Annotated in this window: 21 protein-coding genes, 2 tRNA genes and 1 pseudogene; 8 read left to right on the top strand and 16 right to left on the bottom strand. The window is 68.4% G+C overall.

The genetic code is table 11. The features are described from left to right. Window positions 1-4: 4 nt before the first annotated feature. Window positions 5-754, bottom strand: coding sequence for a DUF881 domain-containing protein (locus OG928_RS17185; RefSeq protein WP_406291043.1), 750 nt, complete (start codon window positions 752-754; stop codon window positions 5-7). A 131-nt stretch (window positions 755-885) separates the two neighbouring features. Here OG928_RS17185 and crgA point away from each other — a divergent pair, with 131 nt between their 5' ends. Then, window positions 886-1,137 (top strand): cell division protein CrgA, encoded by a 252-nt coding sequence (gene crgA / locus OG928_RS17180; protein ID WP_020557121.1) that lies wholly within the window; start codon window positions 886-888, stop codon window positions 1,135-1,137. A gap of 205 nt (window positions 1,138-1,342) precedes the next feature. Here the strand turns inward: crgA and OG928_RS17175 are convergent, their stop codons facing one another. Beyond that, complete coding sequence (locus tag OG928_RS17175; protein WP_406284566.1) at window positions 1,343-2,224, bottom strand: rhomboid family intramembrane serine protease; 882 nt, start codon at window positions 2,222-2,224, stop codon at window positions 1,343-1,345. Between the two features lie 64 nt (window positions 2,225-2,288). Continuing rightward, window positions 2,289-2,819 carry a peptidylprolyl isomerase gene (locus tag OG928_RS17170; RefSeq protein ID WP_406284563.1) on the bottom strand — a complete coding sequence of 177 codons (531 nt, stop codon included), beginning with the start codon at window positions 2,817-2,819 and terminating at the stop codon, window positions 2,289-2,291. A 204-nt stretch (window positions 2,820-3,023) separates the two neighbouring features. Here OG928_RS17170 and OG928_RS17165 point away from each other — a divergent pair, with 204 nt between their 5' ends. Next, window positions 3,024-3,635 (top strand): DUF5324 family protein, encoded by a 612-nt coding sequence (locus OG928_RS17165; RefSeq protein ID WP_406291041.1) that lies wholly within the window; start codon window positions 3,024-3,026, stop codon window positions 3,633-3,635. A gap of 75 nt (window positions 3,636-3,710) precedes the next feature. On the opposite strand, the gene OG928_RS17160 is transcribed toward OG928_RS17165, so the two are convergent. Beyond that, window positions 3,711-3,783 (bottom strand) — tRNA-Ala (locus OG928_RS17160). 136 nt (window positions 3,784-3,919) lie between these two features. Next, complete coding sequence (locus tag OG928_RS17155) at window positions 3,920-4,057, bottom strand: DLW-39 family protein (protein WP_020557117.1); 138 nt, start codon at window positions 4,055-4,057, stop codon at window positions 3,920-3,922. Window positions 4,058-4,671: 614 nt separating this feature from the next. Here OG928_RS17155 and OG928_RS17150 point away from each other — a divergent pair. Continuing rightward, window positions 4,672-5,139 (top strand): hypothetical protein, encoded by a 468-nt coding sequence (locus tag OG928_RS17150; RefSeq protein WP_406284561.1) that lies wholly within the window; start codon window positions 4,672-4,674, stop codon window positions 5,137-5,139. A gap of 206 nt (window positions 5,140-5,345) precedes the next feature. On the opposite strand, the gene OG928_RS17145 is transcribed toward OG928_RS17150, so the two are convergent. Then, window positions 5,346-5,528 (bottom strand): hypothetical protein, encoded by a 183-nt coding sequence (locus tag OG928_RS17145; protein ID WP_406284560.1) that lies wholly within the window; start codon window positions 5,526-5,528, stop codon window positions 5,346-5,348. Window positions 5,529-5,836: 308 nt separating this feature from the next. Next, window positions 5,837-6,715 carry a phosphotransferase family protein gene (locus tag OG928_RS17140; RefSeq protein ID WP_406284557.1) on the bottom strand — a complete coding sequence of 293 codons (879 nt, stop codon included), beginning with the start codon at window positions 6,713-6,715 and terminating at the stop codon, window positions 5,837-5,839. Window positions 6,716-6,901: 186 nt separating this feature from the next. Between OG928_RS17140 and OG928_RS17135 the strand changes: the two genes are divergently transcribed. Together OG928_RS17135 and OG928_RS17130 are read left to right on the top strand one after the other, a co-directional pair. Continuing rightward, the gene (locus tag OG928_RS17135; protein WP_406284555.1) at window positions 6,902-7,300 is read left to right on the top strand and encodes a tetratricopeptide repeat protein; all 399 of its coding nucleotides are present in this window, start codon (window positions 6,902-6,904) and stop codon (window positions 7,298-7,300) included. 14 nt (window positions 7,301-7,314) lie between these two features. After that, a pseudogene (locus OG928_RS17130) lies at window positions 7,315-7,739 on the top strand (hypothetical protein). 181 nt (window positions 7,740-7,920) lie between these two features. Here OG928_RS17130 and OG928_RS17125 read toward each other — a convergent pair. The 9 genes from OG928_RS17125 to dnaA all read right to left on the bottom strand — a co-directional run bounded on the left by OG928_RS17125 (window position 7,921) and on the right by dnaA (window position 20,725). Beyond that, window positions 7,921-7,994, bottom strand: a tRNA-Ile gene (locus OG928_RS17125). Window positions 7,995-8,044: 50 nt separating this feature from the next. After that, window positions 8,045-8,620 carry a DUF3566 domain-containing protein gene (locus OG928_RS17120; protein ID WP_406284553.1) on the bottom strand — a complete coding sequence of 192 codons (576 nt, stop codon included), beginning with the start codon at window positions 8,618-8,620 and terminating at the stop codon, window positions 8,045-8,047. A 249-nt stretch (window positions 8,621-8,869) separates the two neighbouring features. Further along, a complete protein-coding gene (gyrA, locus tag OG928_RS17115; protein ID WP_406284550.1) occupies window positions 8,870-11,494 on the bottom strand; it encodes a DNA gyrase subunit A in 2,625 nt (874 codons plus the stop codon). A gap of 80 nt (window positions 11,495-11,574) precedes the next feature. Further along, window positions 11,575-13,611, bottom strand: a complete 2,037-nt coding sequence (gene gyrB / locus OG928_RS17110; RefSeq protein WP_406284548.1) for a DNA topoisomerase (ATP-hydrolyzing) subunit B — start codon at window positions 13,609-13,611, stop codon at window positions 11,575-11,577. 392 nt (window positions 13,612-14,003) lie between these two features. Further along, window positions 14,004-14,531, bottom strand: coding sequence for a DUF721 domain-containing protein (locus OG928_RS17105; protein WP_406284546.1), 528 nt, complete (start codon window positions 14,529-14,531; stop codon window positions 14,004-14,006). Further along, complete coding sequence (gene recF / locus OG928_RS17100; protein WP_406284543.1) at window positions 14,528-15,664, bottom strand: DNA replication/repair protein RecF; 1,137 nt, start codon at window positions 15,662-15,664, stop codon at window positions 14,528-14,530. Before recF ends, OG928_RS17105 begins: the two co-directional genes overlap by 4 nt. A gap of 18 nt (window positions 15,665-15,682) precedes the next feature. Then, on the bottom strand, window positions 15,683-16,624 hold the full coding sequence (gene gnd, locus OG928_RS17095) for a phosphogluconate dehydrogenase (NAD(+)-dependent, decarboxylating) (RefSeq protein ID WP_406284540.1): 942 nt from the start codon (window positions 16,622-16,624) through the stop codon (window positions 15,683-15,685). 163 nt (window positions 16,625-16,787) lie between these two features. Next, window positions 16,788-17,921, bottom strand: coding sequence for a DNA polymerase III subunit beta (gene dnaN, locus OG928_RS17090; protein ID WP_406284539.1), 1,134 nt, complete (start codon window positions 17,919-17,921; stop codon window positions 16,788-16,790). An 836-nt stretch (window positions 17,922-18,757) separates the two neighbouring features. Then, entirely contained in the window at window positions 18,758-20,725 is a 1,968-nt protein-coding gene (dnaA, locus tag OG928_RS17085; RefSeq protein WP_406284536.1) for a chromosomal replication initiator protein DnaA, read from the bottom strand. Between the two features lie 351 nt (window positions 20,726-21,076). Between dnaA and rpmH the strand changes: the two genes are divergently transcribed. Genes rpmH through yidD form a run of 3 tightly spaced genes read left to right on the top strand, consistent with a single transcriptional unit; the run spans window position 21,077 to window position 22,075 of the window. Further along, a complete protein-coding gene (rpmH, locus tag OG928_RS17080; RefSeq protein ID WP_010849920.1) occupies window positions 21,077-21,214 on the top strand; it encodes a 50S ribosomal protein L34 in 138 nt (45 codons plus the stop codon). Between the two features lie 16 nt (window positions 21,215-21,230). Continuing rightward, window positions 21,231-21,734 (top strand): ribonuclease P protein component, encoded by a 504-nt coding sequence (gene rnpA, locus OG928_RS17075; protein ID WP_406284533.1) that lies wholly within the window; start codon window positions 21,231-21,233, stop codon window positions 21,732-21,734. Beyond that, a complete protein-coding gene (gene yidD, locus OG928_RS17070; RefSeq protein WP_406284530.1) occupies window positions 21,731-22,075 on the top strand; it encodes a membrane protein insertion efficiency factor YidD in 345 nt (114 codons plus the stop codon). Before rnpA ends, yidD begins: the two co-directional genes overlap by 4 nt.

Below are 22,075 nucleotides of genomic sequence, written 5' to 3'. Positions count from 1 at the left end.
CCGGTCACGTCCCGGAGACTTTCGCATACTCCAGGCCGAGCGGACCGGCGTACCCGGGTGCGTCGAGGCGCTTCTTGTCCTCGACCTTCCAGCCGAGCCCGAAGGCCTCGACGTAATCCGTGTAGTTGGACACGCTTTCACTCTCGTCGAGGGCGCGCCGCAACGCGCCCGTGTCGCCGACCGCGGAGATGACGTACGGCGGCGAGTAGACCCGGCCGTGCAGGATCAGCGTGTTGCCGACACACCGCACGGCGGACGTGGCCACGATTCGCTGGTCCATGATCTGGATCGCGCGCGCACCGCCGGCCCACAGCGCGTTCACCACACCCTGGATGTCCTGCTGATGCACCACGAGGTCGTCCGCGGTCGGCTCGCGCACCCCGGGGACGCGAGATTTCGCGTCCGGTGGTGCGTCCGTCAGAGTGACGGTCAGCCCCTCGCCGGAGACCGGGGTGATCCCGGCCGGCTCGGCGACCGCGTCCATCCGACCGCGCGCCTGCGGGTCGTTGGCCTGTTCCTGGACGAGTCCGTCCACGTCCTTCTGGAGCTTGGACAAGTCCTGCTGCGCGCTCTCGTTGCGCCGCCCCTGGTCCCGGATGACGTCGGACAACCGCAACATCTGGGCATCGCTGCGCAGATTGGTGCCGTGCGACGTGTCGGCACTGATCCAAAAGAGGAGACCGGCCAGGGCGAACACCACAAGAGCGGACAACCGGGGTACGATCGCACGCCAAGTCATCCCGGACGGCCGCATGGCGAAGATACGCACGTCGCCGTAGCCTCCTTCCGGACCTGACAGCGACTACGCTAACCGACACATCAACCGGATCGTGTCGCGTGTGCTGCGCACCCACTCGTCCGGCTACATCGACAGGAGAGACTCTCGTGCCGAAGTCCCGGATCCGTAAGAAGGACGACTTCACTCCGCCGCCGCCCAAGAAGACGACCATAAAGCTGGACTCGCGCCGCTGGGTGGCGCCGTTCATGCTGGCCCTCTTCGCAATCGGCCTGCTGTGGATCGTCGTCTTCTACGTGACCGACATGCGCTTCCCGGTCGAGTCCCTGAAGAACTGGAACATCGTGGTCGGCTTCGGCTTCATCGCCGCCGGCTTCGGCGTCTCCACACAGTGGAAGTAGCGCGTTCGCGCAGCTCAGCGAGCTCCCAGGGAAGACTCCACAGAGTTATCCACAGTGGGGATAACCACGTGGATTCTGTGGATAACCCGCAATGGTCCAACGAGTGCCCGGGATGTGGGTAACGGCTCACATCCCGGATTCATCACTCTAGGTCATTAGGATGATTCACTGAGTGATCGAGCCCGGGTAATCCGTTCCGGTGGTTCTAGACGATCTGTGCCGTGCGGACCAGCACCATCACCAGGATGACCGCGGAGACCGCGAGCAGGCTCGCCACCTGGATCAAGGTCCGATTCCGCTGCGGTGCGTAGACCAGCCCGAGCGCGGCGAGCGTCCCCGCGGCCAAGCCGCCGATGTGCGCGCGCCAGTCGATCGTGCCCATGTTCAAGAACGTGATCATGAGGTTCAGCACCAGCAGGACGACCAGCGGTCGCAGGTCGTAGTCCAGCCGGCGGCCGAGCACGATCAGCGCCCCGAACAGGCCGAAGATCGCTCCCGACGCACCAAGCGACGCGCCGTTCGGCGCCATGATCAGGTACGAGAGCGCACTGCCGCCGAGCGCGGACACCAGATACAGCGCGATGAACCGGATCCGGCCGAGCGCGGCCTCCAACGACGGTCCCAGCATCCACAGGCCGACCATGTTGAGCCCGATGTGCCAGAACTCCTGGTGCAGGAACGTCGCGCTGAACAGGCGGTACCACTCGCCCTCGGCGACGCCCTGCCACTCGCCCTCGCCGAAGAACCGGCCGACCAGGAACATCCGCCGGACGAAATCGTCGCCGATCACCAGGGCCGACAGGAAGACCGCGATGTTGAGCCCGATCAGGGTCTTGGTGACGATCGCGTTCGCGGGCGCGACCCGACCGCCGGCCACGGTACGCGCCTCGCGCACCTGACGACTGCCCTGACGCACGCAATCCGGGCACTGGAAGCCGACGGACGCACTCACCATGCAATCACCGCATACGGGCCGCTCACAGCGCGTACAGCGGATGTTCGACTCACGATCGGGATGCCGGTAGCACACGGACGGACCGGTCGGGTCGGACCGAGGGGGGCCCGGAGGCTGCTCGTCGGGGCTCATGCTCACCTTCTGCCACGCGACGCGGGCCGGGACCCGAAGGTCCCGGCCCGCGTCGTACTCAGGTTCAGGACTTGAGGGTCTCGACCTCGACGCTGTTGATCACGACGTCGGAGGAGGGACGGTCACGCATGTCGGTCTGGGTGCCGGCGATCGCGTCGACGACCTTGCGGCCGTCCGCGTCGGCGACCTCGCCGAAGATCGTGTGCTTGAAGTTCAGGTGCGGCGTCGCGCCCACGGTGATGAAGAACTGCGACCCGTTGGTCGCCGGTCCCGCGTTGGCCATCGCCAGCAGGTAGGGCTTCGAGAAGCCGAGGTCCGGGTGGAACTCGTCGGCGAAGCGGTAGCCGGGGCCGCCGGTGCCGGTGCCCAGCGGGTCACCGCCCTGGATCATGAAGCCGGAAATGACGCGGTGGAACACCGTGCCGTCGTACAGGCGCGCGGTGGTCTTCTGACCCGAGCCCGGGTGGACCCACTCACGCTGCCCCTGGGACAGCTCCACGAAGTTGGCGACCGTCTTCGGTGCGTGGTTCGGGAACAACCGGATACGGATGTCCCCGTGGTTGGTCTTGATGGTGGCGAAAAGATCCTCGGCCACGAATGCGCCTTCCATACGGTTACACGGACGGTCTTCTTCTTGAATCCTCGAAATCCTCGCATGCCGCGGGCGGCTCCTGCCACGAGACCGCTCGCGCCGACACTCCACCGTACGGATCGCGGGCGAACGCGCGGCGCATGATCCCGGGATCGTCGGGAACACATAGCGGATGAACCCGGCGAGTAGGAGGATGTCGTGACCCGCATGGATCCGGTACGTGAGGCGACCGGCAAGACCAGGGAGCGGCTCGCCCCACATGCCGCCCACGCCAAGGAAGCGGCCGTCCTGTACGCGGGAGCGGCCCGCGACCGGGCGATCGTGACCACCCGCGAACGCGTGGTCCCCGCCTTGGTGCACGCCATGGACAGCGCCGCGCCGCACGTGGAACACGCCATGGAGACGGCCCGGCACCGCGTTCGCCACGACGTCGTTCCGCGCGTGTACCTGGTGGTCGACCAGGCCCGGATCGCGGCGGAGCCGGTCCGCGACGAGGCCCTCTCCCGGGCCGGTGCCGCGCTGGCCGTCATCAAGGGCGAGGTGACCGCGGACGAGATCGCCGAGGTCACCCGCAAGCGCAAGCGCAGGGGACAGCGGCGCAAGCTCCTGACGCTCACCCTCGCGGCCGGCGCCGGCTACGCCGCCTGGACGTGGTGGCGGCGCCGCAACGCGCAGCCCGAATGGCTGACCGACGAGCCCGACCCGACGCTCCAGGGCGCGGCGACCACACCCCAGCCCGCACAGTCGCTCGACAACGAGGTCAAGCCCGAGGACGAGTTCCGCTCGACCACGCCGGGCAAGAAGCCGAAGACCGACTGACGCGATCGGACGCGACACGACGAAGGGCCCGCCGCACCATCGGGTGCGGCGGGCCCTTCGTCGTGTCGCGGAGGGTGGAGCCTAGGGGAGTCGAACCCCTGACATCTGCCTTGCAAAGGCAGCGCTCTACCAGCTGAGCTAAGGCCCCGCGATTTGCTGGTCCAGATTACCGGTAATCGGGATCGGCGTGTACAACACCTCACCCGTGTGGATGGACGTTTCACGTGAAACGTCCATCCACACGGGTGGGTTCAAACTTCTGCAGGCTCTCCTGCAAGATCTGCTCAGCGGGTGGCAGTGCCCGCCGGAACCGCGTCCGTCGCCTCGGTCCACAGATCCTGCTCGGCCCGATCCGCCTGGATCTGCCGGTAGACCAACAGGCCGCCTACAGCAGCCAAAGCCACCAGGATCAGCTTCTTCATCAGCGTGGCCTCTCCGTCCTGCGAGTGACGTTCGTGCACCTCACCGCAGGCCTGGGGCACCGCGGTCGGGGTTGCGCTCGACAATAACAGGTCGGTAGCCGACCAAGGGCCCCTCGTAAGCCACATGATGTCGCGGCCCGCGACCGGTCGGCCCACACCGGCGCCAACGCGGAGCCCGCCGGAACGGCTCGCCCTTGGTGTTCGGCGGCGACCGACGCACTCGACTCGCGGCCCGCTTCCCCCGACGGAGGACAATCACGAGCCCCTCTGACCTGGGGCACCCCACACGCCCCGTCTCTCACAAGGCTTGATGCCCCGGACTGCGACGCGTTCCGACGCATTCCGCCCGGTTCCCCGCCCCTAAATTTCCCCTCCGTATATAGGGGAGAAGATCGCTTCGCCGGCGCACCTCGATCGAGCTGCCGTACCCGCTGAATCCCCACGACGGCAGCAAGTTGTCACCCCGCCTCGGCGGCGCCGCGTCGGAGCGGCTTTATCCCGCAGGACGCCACGGGCCAGCGGCTGTAGCATCCTCGCTCATGCTCAGGAGACGATGGCCGTGGCGTGGTGGCAGGCAGCGCGAAGCCAGTTCTTCTTCGTCCGGAGACCGTCCCTTGGTTGCGCTGGTCTCGCTCGGCACACGGCCGCACTTCCCGGGTGACCGGATGCGGACGTGGCTCGCCGAGAGTGTCCGCCGTCTCGGGTTGCGGTGCGACGAAATCAACATCGATGCCCGTGCCTTGCCGCGGATCGGCGAATCCGCAGCAGCATGGGCCGAGGGACTCGCGCCCCGACTCGACGGCGCCGACGTCGTGCTGCTCCTGCGCCCGGTGAAGTTCCCCTCGTCTGAGGCGTGGAAGGTCACTCGCGAGACGATGGAGCTTGCCTGCGACACGGTCCGAACACGCTGGGCCGCGAAACCCTTTGGCGAAGTCGTGTACACCCCGGGATATCTCAGGGTTCTCGACGTGCCCGGTCCGCATGACGACTGGTTCTACTTCGGCGAATGGCGCCCCTGGTATCCGCAGGACGTCGTCAACGCAGTGGGACTGCGGCTCCGCACACTCCTCGACCGCATCTAGCAGCTAGGGCGACAGCGTCACCGGCGGCTGCGGGTCACCCTCGGCACCCGAGAGGTGAGCAACGTCCTCCAGATGCGGGAAACGGTTCCCGCAGCCGTACAGGCGCCATATGGGGTCCGAGTGCTCGCACGTGTCGAGAACCCGGATGAGTCGCGCATCGGGTGTCTCGGTCTCGCAGTCGCAGCATGTGTATGAGGGCGCGAGCATCACGCGACGACCCAAGGGGTCCGCGCGGCGTTGGTCCAGTCTCGGATGGGGCGGCTTACGGTTTCGGCCGGCATGTCGCGTCGTTCACGCTGCCGGTCTGCATCGGTGCCTCGCTGCCGCCACTCGGCGATTTCCTCCGGCGTCATCAGGTACGGCCGGACGACCGTTGCCGAGTCCTCCATGGGCGCCTCGTCGATCGGGGCCGTCGCGGCTGCGGGTACGAAGTCGCGCCACTCGGTCCATCGCGGACTCCGCGTCGGCTTTCCGAGGCTGAACGATTGGTGGGCTCGATCGGCGCGGATGGCGCGCTTGCCGGTCGGTGCGGGGGTGAGCAGGCGCAGGGCCCCCACAAAAGCGGGTAATAGGGTTCGTCATGTCGTCAGCTCCTGAGGCTCGCTCGGGTTCTGAGGGCAGCCCCGGACGTCGCTGGAATCGACTGCCGGGGCACTTTTCATGTCCGAAGTTCGCGGACGAACCGCCTTCGGCCGGGCTACTGGAGTCGGTGCGCGACCCACACCCGCGCGGCGTCGGCGAGTGCTCGGGCGTGCGGTCTGGCCTTGGGGCTGCGCGCGGTGAACTCCCACATGCCGGCGAGCTTCGCGGCGAACGCGGTGAGGACGGGCTCCGGGGCCTTCGCGAACGCCGGCACCTGCCGCGCCCACGCCTCGGCGGACTCGGGGGCGTGGCCCTTGTGTACGAGTCGCACGACGAGGTAGGCCGCATCCACCCACGCGGGGCCGCGGGCGGACCATGCCCAATCGACCACCCGTACGCGCCCGTCGGTCACGAGCATGTTCCCGGGGTTGAGGTCGACGTGCGCCAGCGTGTCCCCGCTCAACCAGGCCGTCCGTTCCCACGTGGCGAGAGTCGCGATCTGCCGCCGCGCCCACGGGTCCAGGTCGTCCGGGGCGTTGCCGTACAAGGCGGCCCACCCGAGAGCGCCACCCCACCGGTCACCCAGTTGGTACCGCGCCGCGGCAGGGCAGGGAGTGAGCACGTCCGCCAACGCCGCCACGGTCTCCGCCACGGGGCCGAGATCGGCGGAGTTCGGCGACAGGTCGGGATGCGATCCCGGCACGTACTCGAACCCGAGCAACAGCCATCCCGCGACCACCAGTTCCCACAGAAGCGGCGGAGACCACTCCGCGGGAACGTGAGGAGACACCGCGGCCTCGTTGCGGTGCATCCACGCCCGCTGCCCGTCCGCCCGAATGCCCTTGCAGAAGACCCTTTCGCAGTCGGTGGTCAAAATCGCCGTGAACTCCGACGACACCCCGAGATCGGGCGTGGCGACCGAACGAACAAGGCCGATCTGTCGTTCGATCGCGTCACGGGCATCCCGTGGAAGTTCCGCCCATTGCCGGCGCATGCCTCTCCTTACCTTCACGGGGCTGCCCCGGGGCCGGGCAACGACCCGACCCCGGAGCACCCTCACTTGCTCACGGACTGTCGCTGCATCCCTGGTGGCACTGTGAACAGTCACCAGCCTCGGAGACCGCCCACAGTTCCGTGTCGACCTCGAAGCCGGCTCCCCGCGCTCGACAACGCGGAGCAAGTGGCCGAACTCGACGGCCCCGGCCACAACGGCGGTTGGCTTCGGTTCGATGGCTCCCGGCTCGCAGAGGAACGCGGTGCCCGCTACGTACAACTCGGGCACCTCGACCGAGCGGAGAACGTCCTGGTCGGCGCCTTGGCTCAAGGCGCGCTCGCACCAGGGCAATCCTTTCGGCGACGCGCGGCCGTACTGACGGACCTTGCAGCGATCGGTGCGAAGCGCCGAGACCCGGACCAAGTGGTGACCTACGGTCGGGAAGCTCTTCAACTCGCCCGTGAGTCCTCGTCCGGATACGTCGCCCGTAGGCTCCAAGGGCTGTTGGGAGAGTTCGGTCAACCGGCTCACGACGGTCGCATTGCCGACCTGCAAGCCGAGATCATCGCACTGAACATGGCGTAACGAGAGGGGTAGGCATGTCGGAGCACCATGGGGCACGACTGTTCCGCGAGACGTGGATCTCAAGCGTTCACAAGTGCTTCCCGGGCGAACCGAAGCCGGGGTACGTGACTCCTTGGGACGGCACCCCAGAGTGGGAACGCGAAGCTGCGGGCGCCGTCTTCGACCAGGTCCGTCAGTTCCTGGAAGTGAGTGCCGGCACGCGGCCAGATTGACGCGCGAACAGAAGGGACGCTTCGTCGCAACCTGCTGGACGGCTCAGATGTTCAAGCACTTCGAGGACCCGAAGCCGGGCTACGTCGCGGACTGGTCGGATCTGCCTGATTGGCAGCAGGAGACCGACTCCGACATCTTCGAGGCCATCGAAGGTTCCCAGAGCAGTCAGAGCCCGTCGCCCTCTCTGATGACCTCAAGGGCGATTCCCGCGAACTCCGCAGCCTGAAGGCCGACGTCCCGCCCGACGGGGGCCCCTACGGAAGACGACCCACGGCCCCGGGCCCCGGTGTGCCGGGGCCCGGGGTGGCACACCGGGGTTTCGGCGCGCGGGTCACGCAATCCCCTCAAACGATCAAGAGCCCCTTCCCGATCATGGGGAAGGGGCTCTTGATCTGGCACTTCATCTGTGGGCCTAACAGGACTTGAACCTGTGGCCTCTTCCTTATCAGGGAAGCGCTCTAACCGTCTGAGCTATAGGCCCGCGTGCGTGCTCAGAGAGCGTACCGCACCGCTTGCCTGCCGCCAAAATCGTTAGTCCTCCTCGGCCAGGGTGACCTCGATGCCACCCGTGAAGGACGCCGTGAGGTTGTAGAGGAAGGCTCCGAGGGTCGCCAACGCGGTCACCAGGATGACGTCGACGATGGCCACGATGCCGCTGAAGAAGAGCGTGTTCTTCAGGGAGAGGAAGTGCTGGAGGTCGAAACCGGCGCTCGATTCCGACTGGGTCGCCTCCTTGACCGTGTCGCCGACCGAGGCGAAGACGCCCAGGCCGTCGAGCACGAGCCACAGGACGGTCACCGCCACCATCAGCACCACGCCCAGTGCCAGGGACAGCATGAAGCCGACCTTCATCACCGACCACGGGTCGACGCGTGCGGCGCGCAGCCTGGCCCGCCGAGTGCGCGCGCTCGGTCGAGCCGGTGGCTCCGCCCCGGACCGCACCGGTTGCTGCGCCATGGGCTGCCCCAAGGAGAGACCGGTCGACTGAGCCTCGCCCACGGTCTCCCTGATCGGGCGCGGCGTGGTGATCGTGCCGCGGCCCGTCGGGCGGGCGGCGGTCTTCTTGCCGTTGACCGCGGCCGGCGGCCGCTCCACACCCTCGCCCACCGCACCCGCGGGAGGGAAGGGGGACGCGAGGGGAGTCGGACCCGCGGGACGCGGCGGGCGAGCCGCCGCGTCCTTCTTGGGTCCGGTCCCGGTCGCGGGAGGTGGTGGAACGGCCGGCTTCGGCGGCACCGGCCCCGTGGGGGGCGGCGCCGCCTCGCTGCGGCTGGTGCTGTCTGCGCGCCCGCCGGCTCGACCCCGGTCGGCGCCCTCGCCTCTCCCGCCGGCCGACTTCCGGTCTGTGCTCACGCGTCACCCTTCCTGCCCGTCGGGCACGACCTCCCCTTCGTCGGTGGAGGTCGGCTCGTGCGTGCCCTCGGCCGCACCGGCTTCGGCCCCGTCGACCTCAGGGTCGATCTCGGCCTCGGGCTCAGGTTCGGCGTTTCGTGCGATGCCGACAACGGCGTCGCCCTTACCCAGGTTGATCAGCTGCACGCCCATCGTGTCACGTCCGGTGTGCCGGACACCCGCGGCGCGGGTGCGGATCACTCCACCGCCGAGGGTGATCGCGAGAATTTCATCCGTGTCGTCCACAACGAGTGCTCCGACGAGTGAACCGCGATCCTCGACGATCTTGGCGGCCTTGATACCGAGGCCCCCACGACCTTGGACGCGATACTCGTCCACACTGGTTCGCTTCGCGAAGCCGCCATCCGTCGCGGTGAACACATAGGTGCCCTCGCGCACGACGTTCATCGACAGCAGTTCGTCGCCTTCGCGGAAACTCATCCCCTTCACCCCGGATGTCGCCCGGCCCATCGGCCGCAGCGTCTCGTCCGTGGCGGTGAAGCGGATGGACTGCGCCTTCTTGCTCACCAGGAGCAGGTCGTCGTCCGCCGAGACCAGTTCGGCGCCGATCACCTCGTCGTCGTCACCGGCCTCGTCCGAGCGCAGGTTGATCGCGATGACACCCGCGGCGCGGTTGGTGTCGTACTCCTTGAGCGAGGTCTTCTTGACCAGACCCGCCTTGGTCGCCAACACCAGGTACGGCGCGACCTCGTAGTCGCGCAGGTCGAGCACCTGGGCGATCTTCTCGTCCGGCTGGAACGCCAGCAGGTTCGCCACGTGCTGCCCACGCGCGTCGCGACCGGTGTCCGGCAGCTCGTACGCCTTCGCGCGATAGACCCGGCCCTTGTTCGTGAAGAACAGGATCCAGTGGTGGGTCGTGGTCACGAAGAAGTGGTCGACGATGTCGTCCTGCTTCAACTGCGCGCCACGCACGCCCTTGCCGCCGCGCTTCTGCGAGCGGTAAAGGTCGGTACGCGTGCGCTTGACGTAGCCGCCACGCGTGATCGTGATGACGATGTCCTCTTCGGCGATCAGGTCCTCGATGGACATGTCGCCGTCGAAGGGCACCAGCGCGCTGCGCCGGTCGTCGCCGAACTTGTCGACGATCGCGGCCAGTTCCTCGCTGATGATGGTCCGCTGCCGGTCGGGCGACGCGAGGATCGCCTGGTAGTCGGTGATCTTCGCCATCAGCTCGTCGTGCTCGGCGGTGATCTTCTGGTGCTCCAGGGCCGCGAGGCGACGGAGCTGCATCTCCAGGATCGCGTTGGCCTGGATCTCGTCGATCTCCAGCAGCCCGATCAGGCCCGTACGCGCCTCGTCGACCGTGTTCGAGGCCCGGATCAGCGCGATGACCTCCTCGATCGCGTCGAGGGCCTTGAGCAGGCCACGCAGGATGTGCGCGCGCTCCTCGGCCTTGCGCAGCCGGAAGCGGGTCCGCCGGACGATGACCTCGATCTGGTGCTCCACCCAGTTACGGATGAACAGGTCGATCGAGAGCGTGCGCGGGACGCCGTCCACCAGCGCGAGCATGTTCGCGCCGAAGGTGTCCTGCAGCTGGGTGTGCTTGTACAGGTTGTTCAGCACGACCTTGGCCACGGCGTCGCGCTTGAGCACGATCACCAGGCGCTGGCCGGTACGCGAGGAGGTCTCGTCGCGGACGTCGGCGATGCCGCCGATCTTGCCGTCCTTGACCAGGTCGGCGATCTTCTGCGCGAGGTTGTCGGGGTTGACCTGGTACGGCAGCTCGGTGACGACCAGGCACTGCCGGTTCTGGATCTCCTCGACCTCGACGACCGCGCGCATGGTGATCGAGCCGCGACCGGTGCGGTACGCGTCCTCGATCCCGCGCCGGCCGACCACGAGCGCGCCGCTGGGGAAGTCCGGGCCCTTGATCCGCTCGATCAGGGCGTCCTGGAGCTCTTCCGCCGAGACGTCCGGGTTCTGCAGGAACCACTGCGCGCCCGAGGCGACCTCGCGCAGGTTGTGCGGCGGGATGTTGGTCGCCATGCCGACCGCGATGCCCGCGGACCCGTTGACGAGCAGGTTCGGGAAGCGCGCCGGCAGGACCGTCGGCTCCTGGTTGCGGCCGTCGTAGTTGTCCTGGAGATCGACGGTGTCCTCGTCGATGTCCCGGAGCATCTCCATGGACAGCCACTTGAGCTTGCACTCGGTGTACCGCATGGCCGCGGCCGGGTCGTTGCCCGGCGAGCCGAAGTTGCCGTTGCTGTCCACCAGCGGCATGCGCATCGACCACGGCTGGGCCAGCCGGACCAGCGCGTCGTAGATCGAGGTGTCGCCGTGCGGGTGGTAGGTACCCATGACGTCACCGACGACGCGGGCGCACTTGTAGAAGCCCTTCTCGGGCCGGTAGCCGCCGTCGTACATCGCGTACAACACGCGCCGGTGCACCGGCTTGAGGCCGTCGCGCACGTCGGGCAGGGCCCGCGAGACGATGACGCTCATCGCGTAGTCGAGGTAGCTGCGCTGCATCTCGGTCTCGAGCCCGACGGGCTCGATCCGCAGGCCGCCGGTGCTGTTCACCGCATCCATCGGATCGCCTTCGGGCGCCGGGGTGTTCTCTTCGGCCATTGCTGGTCAAAGTCCTTTCGAGCTGTGGCGTGGGGCCGACTCAGATGTGGACATCCGCGCTGCGGCGGATCCCCGGCCGGTCAGATGTCCAGGAACCTGACGTCCTTGGCGTTGCGCTGGATGAAGGAACGGCGTGCCTCGACGTCCTCGCCCATGAGCACGGAGAACAGTTCGTCGGCCTGGGCCGCGTCGTCGAGCGTGACCCGGCCGAGGACCCGGTGGTCGATGTCCATCGTGGTCACCCGGAGCTCCTCGGCGTTCATCTCGCCGAGGCCCTTGAAGCGCTGGATCGAGTCGTCCTTGGCGCGCTTGCCGGCCTGCCGGCCGTGTTCGAGCAGCGCGTCGCGCTCACGGTCGGAGTACGCGTACTGGAAGTCGTCCCGGCTCCACTTGATCTTGTAGAGCGGCGGACGGGACAGGTACACGTGGCCGGCCTCGACCAGCGGACGCATGAAGCGGAACAGGAAGGTCAGCAGCAACGTGTTGATGTGCTGGCCGTCGACGTCGGCGTCCGCCATCAGAATGATCTTGTGATAGCGGAGCTTCTCGATGTCGAAGTCCTCGTGCACACCGGTGCCGAACGCCGAGATCAGCGCCTGGACCTCGGTGTTCTGCAGGATCTTGTCGATCCTGGCCTTCTCGACGTTCAGGATCTTGCCGCGAATGGGCAGGATCGCCTGGTACATCGGGTCGCGGCCGGACTTGGCCGAGCCGCCGGCCGAGTCGCCCTCGACGATGAAGATCTCGCACTTGGACGGGTCGTTGCTCTGGCAGTCGCTGAGCTTGCCCGGCAGTGACGCGGTCTCCAGGAGGCCCTTGCGCCGGGTCAGGTCGCGCGCCTTGCGCGCGGCCATCCGCGCGGTCGCGGCCTGGATCGACTTGCGGATGATGTCCGCGGCCTCGCTGGGGTTGCGGTCCAGCCAGTCGGTGAGGTGCTCGTGCACGACCTTCTGCACGAAGGTCTTCGCCTCCGTGTTGCCGAGCTTGTCCTTGGTCTGGCCCTCGAACTGCGGATCACCGAGCTTGACCGAGATGATCGCGGTCAGACCCTCGCGGATGTCCTCGCCGGCGAGGTTCTCGTCCTTCTCCTTGAGCAGCTTCTTCTCGCGCGCGTAGCGGTTGATCAGACCCGTGAGCGCGGACCGGAAGCCCTCCTCGTGGGTGCCGCCGCCGTGCGTGTGGATCGTGTTCGCGAAGCTGTGCACGCCCTCGGTGTACTGCGAGTTCCACTGCATCGCGACTTCCACCGAGATGGTCCGGGACTTGTCCTCGGCCTCGATGTCGATCACCGACGGGTGGACCAGCTCGCCCTTGCGCGAGTTGAGGTAGCGCACGAAGTCGGCGATGCCGCCCTCGTAGTGGTACGAGACGGTGAGCTGCTCGCCCTTGTCGTCCACGTGGTCGGGGCGCTCGTCCGTCAGCGAGATGGTCAGGCCCTTGTTCAGGAAGGCCATCTCCTGGAAGCGGCGCGACAGTGTCTCGAACGAGTAGACCGTCGTCTCGAAGATGTCCGGGTCGGCCCAGAAGGTGACCTGGGTGCCGGTCTCGGTGGTCGCCGCGTGCCGCTCCAGCGGCGCGGTGGGGGTGCCCAGCTTGTAGTCCTGGGTCCAGCGGTAACCGTCGCGGCGGATGTCCACCGCGAGCCGCGAGGACAGCGCGTTGACCACGGAGACGCCGACGCCGTGCAGACCACCGGAGACGGAGTAGCCGCCGCCGCCGAACTTGCCGCCCGCGTGCAGGATGGTCAGGACGACCTCGACCGCGGGCTTCTTCTCGATCGGGTGCATGTCGACGGGGATGCCGCGGCCGTTGTCGACCACCCGCACCCCGCCGTCGGCGAGGATCGTCGCCTCGATGTGCGTCGCGTGCCCGGCGAGCGCCTCGTCGACCGAGTTGTCGACAACCTCGTAGACGAGGTGGTGCAGGCCCCGCTCACCGGTGGAGCCGATGTACATGCCCGGGCGCTTCCGGACCGCGTCGAGGCCTTCGAGCACCTGGATGTCGCTCGCGCCGTACGACTGCGAGTTGATCGCGGCGGGAGTTTCCGGCGAACCGGCCACGTGATTCTCCTTGGGGTTGCCGGAATCGGCCACGAAGCGCCCTTTCTGGCACAGCACGGCTCCCTGCCCGGGAGCAGGATCGGCAGGGTGCGTCGGACGGCAAGCAGCCGGCCCGACGCGCCCCCGGGCACGGAGCCGCGGAAGTCGAAACAGGATCCGCATCAGCGGTATAGCTTGTTCAGTCTACCGGTCGGGGCGACACAAAGATGGGTTCCCAAGGCCCCTGTGTCCGCGTGTGGCGCCCTGATGTGCCCTGTCGCATGTCCCCCTACTTGCCCCCGGGTCCCGAATCGCTCTCATGCCTGTCCACGCGGTGCGGCCGACTCGGATGGTGACAGCGTGTCAGACCGGTATGACACCGGACACATCGTCCCCGACGGAGCCCGCGATCGATCCCGACGATCATCGGGGCACGCGCGCGGGCCGAGCCGCCATTGGCCGAAAAGCGCCTACGGCTGGGCCCGCCACTGGCCCCGACGGCGCTCCTGCGCCGGACCGAGCACGCGGATGAAGGTGACGGTGCCGTCACCGAGCTCCTGGTTGAGTCGAGCGAGCAGTTTCGGCGCGAGCCAGCGCACGTGGGTGGCGTAGTTGTCGGACTCGGCGCGAACAACCAGTTCACCGTCCTCGAACCGCTCCGGCCGACAGTTCGCCGCCATCGCCGGGCCGACGAGTTCCGGCCAGCGCTGCAGGACGCCGTGCACCGCCGCGGGGGTCTGCCAACCGCGCTCGGAGACCAGTCGCCCCATGATCTGACGCAGCGGCTGGGGGTCGCGATCGTCGGGCCCGGAACCACTGCGTTTCAAGCCACGCCTGGCCTGTGCCTGGTCCTGCCGGTGGTCGTGCCGAGTGCGCGCCTGGGCACGGGCCTGGGTCAGCGCGGCGCGGGCGAGGTCGATGCCGCGCGGCGGCTCGGCCGCCGGGTCGCCGCCGGCGGGCGGCCCGCTCGCGGGCGGAGTGTGGGACTCGTCACTCACTCGGGCCTCCGGACCTCGCCCGCGGCGACGTCGTAGCGGGTGCCCGCCAGGACGGACGGCACGTCCTCGGCCACCGCGGCCGTGACGAGCACCTGTTCGCCGTCGGCGACCATCTCCGCGAGCCGCTCGCGGCGCTTGGCGTCGAGCTCGGCGAACACGTCGTCGAGCACCAGGACCGGCTCGCCGCCGTCCGCGCGCAGGAGTTCGTACGAGCCCAGCCGCAGCGCCAGCGCGTACGACCACGACTCGCCGTGGCTCGCGTAGCCCTTGGCGGGCAGCGGGCCCAGGCGCAGCACGAGGTCGTCGCGGTGCGGGCCGATCAGGGTCTGGCCGCGCTCGACCTCGGCCGCCCGGCCGGCCGCGATCGCCGCGGTGAGCACGGCGTGGATGCCGGCCCGATCGGTCGGCAGCGGGTCCTCCGACATCGAACTGCGGTAGTCCAGCACGATCGGTCCACCGCCTGTGGACAACGCGTCGTAGGCCTTGTCCACGAGCGGTTGCAACGCGGCGACCAGGTCGAGCCGGGCCGCGGTCAGCTCGGCGCCGGTCGCGGCCAGGTGCTCGTCCCAGACGTCCAGCGTGCTCAGCGCGCCGCTGCGGCCGCCGCCGGCCCGGCGGGCCAGCGCGGCGGTCCGCAGCAGCGTGTTGCGCTGCTTGAGCACCCGGTCGTAGTCCTGGCGCACCCCGAGCAGGCGGGGGGTGCGCGCGGTCAGCAACTCGTCGAGGAACCGGCGGCGTTCGCCCGGGTCGCCCTTGACCAGGGCGAGGTCCTCGGGCGCGAACAGCACGGTGCGCAGCAGGCCGAGCAGGTCGCGCGGGCGGGTCGCCGCGGAGCGGTTGATCCGCGCGCGGTTGGCCTTGCCGGGGTTGATCTCCAGCTCGGCGAGCGCGCTGCGGCCGTCCTCGCGGACGATGCTCGCCCTGATGTACGCGCGCTCGGCTCCGAGCCGGACCAGGGGCGCGTCGGAGGCGACCCGGTGGCTGCCGAGCGTGGCCAGGTAGCCGATCGCCTCGACGAGGTTGGTCTTGCCCTGGCCGTTGGGTCCCACGAACGCGGTCACGCCCGGTTCGAGGGGAACCTCGACCCGGGCGTACGACCGGTAGTCGACGAGCGAGAGATGCGCTACATGCATGGGCGAACGGGCTGCCGGTCAGCCCGCGTCGGCCTCCTTCGGCGGCGTGGTGTCGGCGCCGGGGGCGTCGGCTCCCTTGTGGCCGGGCGCGGCGGTGACCGCGTGCCCGCCGAACTGGTTGCGCAGCGCGGCGATCATCTTCATCTGCGGGGAGTCGTCCTGGCGGGACGCGAACCGCGCGAACAGCGACGCGGTGATCGCGGGCAGCGGAACGGCGTGGTCGATGGCCGCCTCGACGGTCCAGCGGCCCTCGCCGGAGTCCTCCGCGTAGCCGCGCAGGCCCTCCAGGTGCTCGTCGTCGTCCATCGCGCGCACGGCCAGGTCGAGCAGCCACGAGCGGATGACGGTGCCCTCCTGCCAACTGCGGTAGACCTCGCGCACGTCGGTGACCACGTCGGCGGCCTCGAGCAACTCCCAGCCCTCGGCGTACGCCTGCATGAGCGCGTACTCGATGCCGTTGTGGACCATCTTCGCGAAGTGCCCCGCGCCGACCTTGCCGGCGTGCACGAAACCGGCCGGACCCTCGGGCTTGAGCGCGTCGAAGATCGGCTGGACCCGCTCGACGTTCTCGACGTCGCCGCCGCACATCAGCGCGTAGCCGTTGTCCCGGCCCCAGACGCCACCGGAGACACCGCAGTCGATGAAGCCGATGTTCTTCTCGGCGAGCGCCTCGGCGTGCTTGATGTCGTCCGTCCAGCGCGAGTTGCCGCCGTCGACGACCACGTCACCGGGGGACAGCAGTTCGCCGAGCTCGTCGACCGTGGCCTGGGTCGGGGCCCCCGCCGGAACCATGACCCACACGACCCGCGGGGCGGCGAGGGTGTCCACAAGTTCCTTGAGGCTGTGGACATCCGCGACGTCCGCGTTGCGGTCGTAGCCCACCACCGTGTGGCCCGCGCGGCGCAGACGCTCGCGCATGTTGCCACCCATCTTGCCGAGGCCGACGAGTCCGAGCTGCATCCTGAAATCCTTCGTTCGCTGCTGCGATGCCGGGTGGGGCACCACCGAGGCCGCTTCCACACCCCTTGTGGGGGCTTTTTCACCGCGTCGACGGTACGCGGATGGCGGTTGCCCGTGCCGCTGCGGGGTCATGCACGGTCGGCACGACCGGTCCGGGGCGGATTCAGCCCGAGAGTCGCACCGGCATGATCAGGTAGCGGTACTCGTCGGTGGCCTCGGCCTCGACGTCCGGCTTGCCGGTCATCACGGCCGGCTTCGTGGACGTGGTGAACGAGATCTGCGCGACCGGGGAGTCGATCGCGCCGAGCCCGTCGAGCAGGAACGTCGGGTTGAAGGCGATCGAGATCTCCTCGCCCACCAGCGTCGCGTCGATCGCCTCGGACGCCTGCGCCTCGTCGCCGGAACCGGCTTCGAGCACGAGTCGACCGTCGGAGAAGGACAGTCGTACCGGGGTGTTCCGCTCGGCGACCAGGGACACGCGCTTGACGGCGTCCACGAACGGCGCGGTCTCCACCGTGGCGACGGTCTCGGACTGCTCCGGGAACAGCGCGCGGTACTTGGGGAATTCACCTTCGAGCAGCCGGGTCGTGGTGCGCCGCCCGGCGCCCTCGAAGCCGATCATGCCCTCGCCGATCTTGTCCCCGGAGAGCGCGATCTGGACGCTGTCGCCGTGGGTCAGCGACTTGGCGGTGTCGTTGAGGGTCTTCGCCGGGACCAGGGCGATCGCCGAGGACAGGCCGTCGGCCTCGGGCTTCCACAGGAACTGGCGGACCGCGAGCCGGTATCGGTCGGTCGCGGCGAGGGTGACGGTGTCGCCCTCGATCTCGACCCGGACGCCAGTGAGCATCGGCAGGGTGTCGTCGCGGCCGGCGGCGATCGCGACCTGGGCGACCGCGGCGGCGAAGATGTCACCGGGGACCGACCCCGCGGCGGTGGGCATGTCCGGCAGGGCCGGGTAGTCCTCCACAGGCAGGGTGGGGAGTGTGAATCGCGCGCTGCCGCAGACCACGGTCACCTTGGCGCCGTCGGTGGAGAACTCGACGGGGCGGTTCGGCAGGCTCTTGGAGATGTCGGCGAGCAGTCGCCCGGACACCAGCACCCGGCCCGGCTCGTCCACCTCGGCCTCGACGCCGCCGCGGGCGGAGACCTCGTAGTCGAAGCTCGACAGTGTCAGCCGCTGTTCGGCCGCCTCGAGGAGCAATCCGGCGAGGACGGGAACCGCCGGCCGCGCCGGGAGACTCCGCGCGGTCCACGCCACCGCATCAGCGAGAACGTCACGCTCGACCCGGAACTTCACCGGTTCACCGCCTCCTGCCGTTGCCGGCCGTCTGTCATCTGTTCGCTGCTTGTTCGTCAGCGGTGCCAGGCCGTCGGGGTCTGCCACCGGCACACAGTCTGACGCACCGCGCCGACAGCCCGCGCAGGCCCCGGCAAACCCGCAGTCCACAGATTCGGGCCGACCCGACCATTTTCCCTTGATCTCCCTTGAACTACGTGTGGTCGTAGTAGTAGGGGGTGTGGATACCGTGGATAACCGGTATACGCGCAGGTCAAGGCCGCTTTTTTGTCCACTTCGAGGTGTGGGTGGACCAGTGGATAAACCCCCTGTGTCTGTGGATGCCCGAAATGGCTCCACAGGCCGTCCCCAGCGCTACCCCCACTTGTCCCCAGTCAATCCCCAGGTTGAGGGCCACTTGTCCCCACCCTCTGCGGACGCCGGTCGGCACGGGATTCACCGTAAGGGGTGAAACCGGCCCGACTGTGGACAGATCCGTGGACAACCTGGGGACAAGGCCCGGAATTCGGTGGACGAGCCGTGGACAACCGGATGATGCGACGGTGGACGGCGAGCGAAGGAAAAGTTATCCACAGTCTGTGGAGGAATTCGTTCCACATCACCACAGGAACCTGACCTGCCGGCTCGCCGGCGTTTTCCCCAGGTTCCCGGAGCCATTGTGGGGAACCCGAGGGCAAACGCGTCATCCCCATGGTGTGGACGCCGAAGTCGGCGCCGATCGGTGGATAACTCGGCCTCTGCCGGCCGGATGAGATGAAGGTCACACCGCACATGACAAGGCCGGCGACTCCGAAAGGGAGCGCCGGCCGGCCCGAGTGGGTGACACGGGTGTCGAATCAGCTCTTGATGCGGTTCGTCAACTCGGTCACCTGGTTGTAGATCGACCGCCGCTCGGCCATCAGCGAGCGGATCTTGCGGTCGGCGTGCATGACCGTCGTGTGGTCCCGGCCGCCGAACTGGGCGCCGATCTTCGGCAGCGACAGGTCGGTCAGCTCACGGCACAGGTACATCGCGATCTGACGCGCGGTGACCAGCACGCGGCTGCGGGAGGTGCCGCACAGGTCCTCGACGGACAGGCCGAAGTAGGCGGCGGTGTGCGCCATGATCGTGGTCGCCGTGATCTCCGGGCCCGCGCTGTCCGGAATGAGGTCCTTGAGCACGATCTCGGTCAGCTGCAGGTCCACCGGCTGGCGATTGAGGCTCGCGAACGCGGTGACCCGGATCAGCGCGCCCTCCAGCTCGCGGATGTTCCGCGAGATCTTGCTGGCGATGTACTCCAGGACGTCCGGCGGCGCGTTGAGCCCCTCCTGGATGGCCTTCTTGCGCAGGATCGCGATCCGGGTCTCCAACTCGGGCGGCTGGACGTCGGTCAACAGCCCCCACTCGAACCGGTTGCGCAGCCGGTCCTCGAGGGTCACCAGCTGCTTCGGCGGCCGGTCGGAGGAGATGACGATCTGCTTGTTCGCGTTGTGCAGCGTGTTGAAGGTGTGGAAGAACTCCTCCTGCGTCTGCTCCTTGGTCTCCAGGAACTGGATGTCGTCCACGAGCAGAACATCGACATCTCGATACCGTCGCCGAAAGCCGTCCGCCTTGCCGTCCCGGATCGAGTTGATGAATTCGTTGGTGAACTCCTCCGAACTCACATATCGAACGCGCGTGCCCGGATACAGACTCTTCGCGTAATGCCCGATCGCGTGCAGCAGGTGGGTCTTGCCCAGGCCCGACTCGCCGTAGATGAACAATGGGTTGTACGCCTTCGCGGGGGCCTCGGCCACCGCCACGGCGGCCGCGTGCGCGAACCGGTTGCTCGACCCGATGACGAAGGTCTCGAACAGGTACTTGGGGTTCAGCCGCGCGGCCGGCTCGTGTTCGGCCACACCGTGCTCGCGCCCGGTGCCCGGTCGCGCCAGCCGCAGCGGGCGGTTGCCGGGCACGTCCGCCGGTGGGGCGGCCGGAGGCTGGTGGGGCTGGTGTGGTGATTGGGGCTGCTGAGGTGCCTGCGGCGGGCCCGGTGGCTGCTCCCTGTCGCCGGATCCGTGTGTCGAATTATCCACAAAGCTGTGGGCGGGCGGTGTGGAAAACCCGGGGGGTCCGAACAGGTCTTCGCGATCGGCGAAGAGAGTTCCGTCGGACGGTGGAATTCCCGGATGATCGGATGGACCGTTCGGATTTCCGCCGTATCCGTATTGATCACGCGCATCGCGCGCGTCACGTGCATCGCGGGGGTCCCGCGGCTCTCGTGGATCCCGAAGGTCGCGCTGCTCGCGGGACTCCCGCGGATCCCGCTGCTCGCGGGGATCGCGCTGGTCCCGATACGGGCCCGGCGCGTAGCGGTCGTGCGGGTAGTCCTGCTGGTACTGCGGCTCGCCGTAGGGGTCGCGGTCCTGCCGGTACGGCTGCTGGCCGTAGGGCTCCGGCTGGTAGCCGTCGCGGCCGTAGCGGTCGCCGCCATAGGAGGGGCGTCCGTACGGGCCGGGGTTGTAGTCGTCGTGCCGCGGCGAACGATCGTGCCGCTCGGGCACCGGCTCCGGCTCGCCCGCTCCCGGCTCCACGCTGACCGCGAAGCGGATCGGCCGCCCGAAACCGTGGCTCAACGCGTCCGTCACCACTTGGCGGAGCCGGGTCTCCAGGACTTCCTTGGCAAACTCGTTGGGGACCGCGAGCAGAGCCGTGTCGGAGAAGAGGGTCAGCGGCTGTGTCCGCTGGAGCCAGCCCTTGTCCTTGGCCGTGACCGAGTCGTCGGTGGCCAGTCGTTCCAGGAACCGTGCCCAGACTGCGGCGAGGTCGCTGGTGATGTCAGCCACAGTGCACGCTCTTTCATTGCATCGACACAGGTCTCGGGAGGACTCCCAGTGTCCCGGACCCCGGGAGCGAGCGCTCCGGTCCGACTCCACCTGTTCACGGTAGTGGCGCCCGGTATCCCGCTCAAGCCGTTGTCCACAGCCTGTGTACAGGCCGCGCGAGATGGTGTTTTCGCAGGTGGGCGACGTGCCCCGGATCCCCCATTTGACCCCGTCGCCTGTTGGTACGTACCGTGGGCCGGTCTAGTTGTCTGACGACCGCTGCCGCATGTCCGAGATCATGTCGATGCGGACGTACGGTGGTGGCCGGCGGTCTTTTCTGCCGGCCCACGATTCAAATCCTGGAGCCCCCGAGTGAGCAAGCGCACCTTCCAGCCGAACAACCGTCGCCGGGCGAAGACCCACGGGTTCCGGCTGCGCATGCGCACCCGTGCCGGTCGCGCCATCCTTGCTGCCCGTCGCCGCAAGGGCCGCGCGGAGCTTTCCGCCTGAGTTCGCGGATCTCTCCGTGCTGCCTGCCGATAACCGGCTGAGGCGGCGCGAGGACTTCGCGATCGCGGTCCGCCGCGGGCGTCGAGCCGGCCGTCCGAACCTGGTCGTCCACCTGCATCGTCAGGAGACGTCCGGGCTCGTGGCGCCGGAACGCACCCCGGTGACCGCGCAGCCGTCCGAGCCGGACACCCTGCGCCAACCTGTGGCAGAGGACCCGCACGCGGAAGTGGAGCACGCTCCACCACCGCGTGCGGGTTTCGTCGTGAGCAAGGCTGTCGGCCCCGCAGTTGTCCGCAACGTCGTCAAGCGTCGGCTTCGCCACCTCATACACGATCGGATGGCCCTGCTCCCGGCAGGTAGCCTGGTCGTGGTACGGGCTTTGCCACCCGCTGCCCAGGCGGACCATTCCGCCTTGGCGCGCGACCTGGACGCCGCGTTCGACCGGCTGCTGGGCCGGACCGGGCGCTCCGTTCCGGATCGCGCGGACCGACCCACGGCCAAGCCGGGAGCGTCGGCGTGAAGTACCTGTTCATGGGGCTCATACGGGTCTATCAGTGGACGATCAGCCCGTTGCTCGGGCCGGTGTGTCGCTTCTACCCGTCGTGCTCGCATTATGGGTATGAGGCGATGTCCGTCCATGGCGCGATCAAGGGCACCTACCTCACCGTGTGGCGCATCCTGCGCTGCAACCCCTGGAACTCTGGCGGTGTCGATCCTGTGCCGCCGCGCACACGCCGACCGTGGCGGCTCCCCGAGCGGAAGACGCGCTCGGAGTCGGAGCCGCACGAGCGACAGCAGACGTCCAGCACCGGCCGTACCGAGCCCGCGCCCGGTGCGAACACCACCGCCCGAGGAGCTTGA

Origin of the sequence: Embleya sp. NBC_00896 (assembly GCF_045207785.1) — a bacterium.
GTDB lineage: Bacteria > Actinomycetota > Actinomycetes > Streptomycetales > Streptomycetaceae > Embleya.
This window is presented reverse-complemented; position numbering and strand designations above follow the sequence as displayed.

Coding starts and splice junctions, on each gene's coding strand:
- OG928_RS17185 (WP_406291043.1), bottom strand. CDS start 754: ATGCGGCCGTCCGGGATGACTTGGCGTGCGATCGTACCCCGGTTGTCC.
- OG928_RS17175 (WP_406284566.1), bottom strand. CDS start 2,224: ATGAGCCCCGACGAGCAGCCTCCGGGCCCCCCTCGGTCCGACCCGACC.
- OG928_RS17165 (WP_406291041.1), top strand. CDS start 3,024: ATGGATCCGGTACGTGAGGCGACCGGCAAGACCAGGGAGCGGCTCGCC.
- OG928_RS17155 (WP_020557117.1), bottom strand. CDS start 4,057: ATGAAGAAGCTGATCCTGGTGGCTTTGGCTGCTGTAGGCGGCCTGTTG.
- OG928_RS17145 (WP_406284560.1), bottom strand. CDS start 5,528: ATGGAGGACTCGGCAACGGTCGTCCGGCCGTACCTGATGACGCCGGAG.
- OG928_RS17140 (WP_406284557.1), bottom strand. CDS start 6,715: ATGCGCCGGCAATGGGCGGAACTTCCACGGGATGCCCGTGACGCGATC.
- gyrA (WP_406284550.1), bottom strand. CDS start 11,494: ATGGCCGAAGAGAACACCCCGGCGCCCGAAGGCGATCCGATGGATGCG.
- recF (WP_406284543.1), bottom strand. CDS start 15,664: ATGCATGTAGCGCATCTCTCGCTCGTCGACTACCGGTCGTACGCCCGG.
- gnd (WP_406284540.1), bottom strand. CDS start 16,624: ATGCAGCTCGGACTCGTCGGCCTCGGCAAGATGGGTGGCAACATGCGC.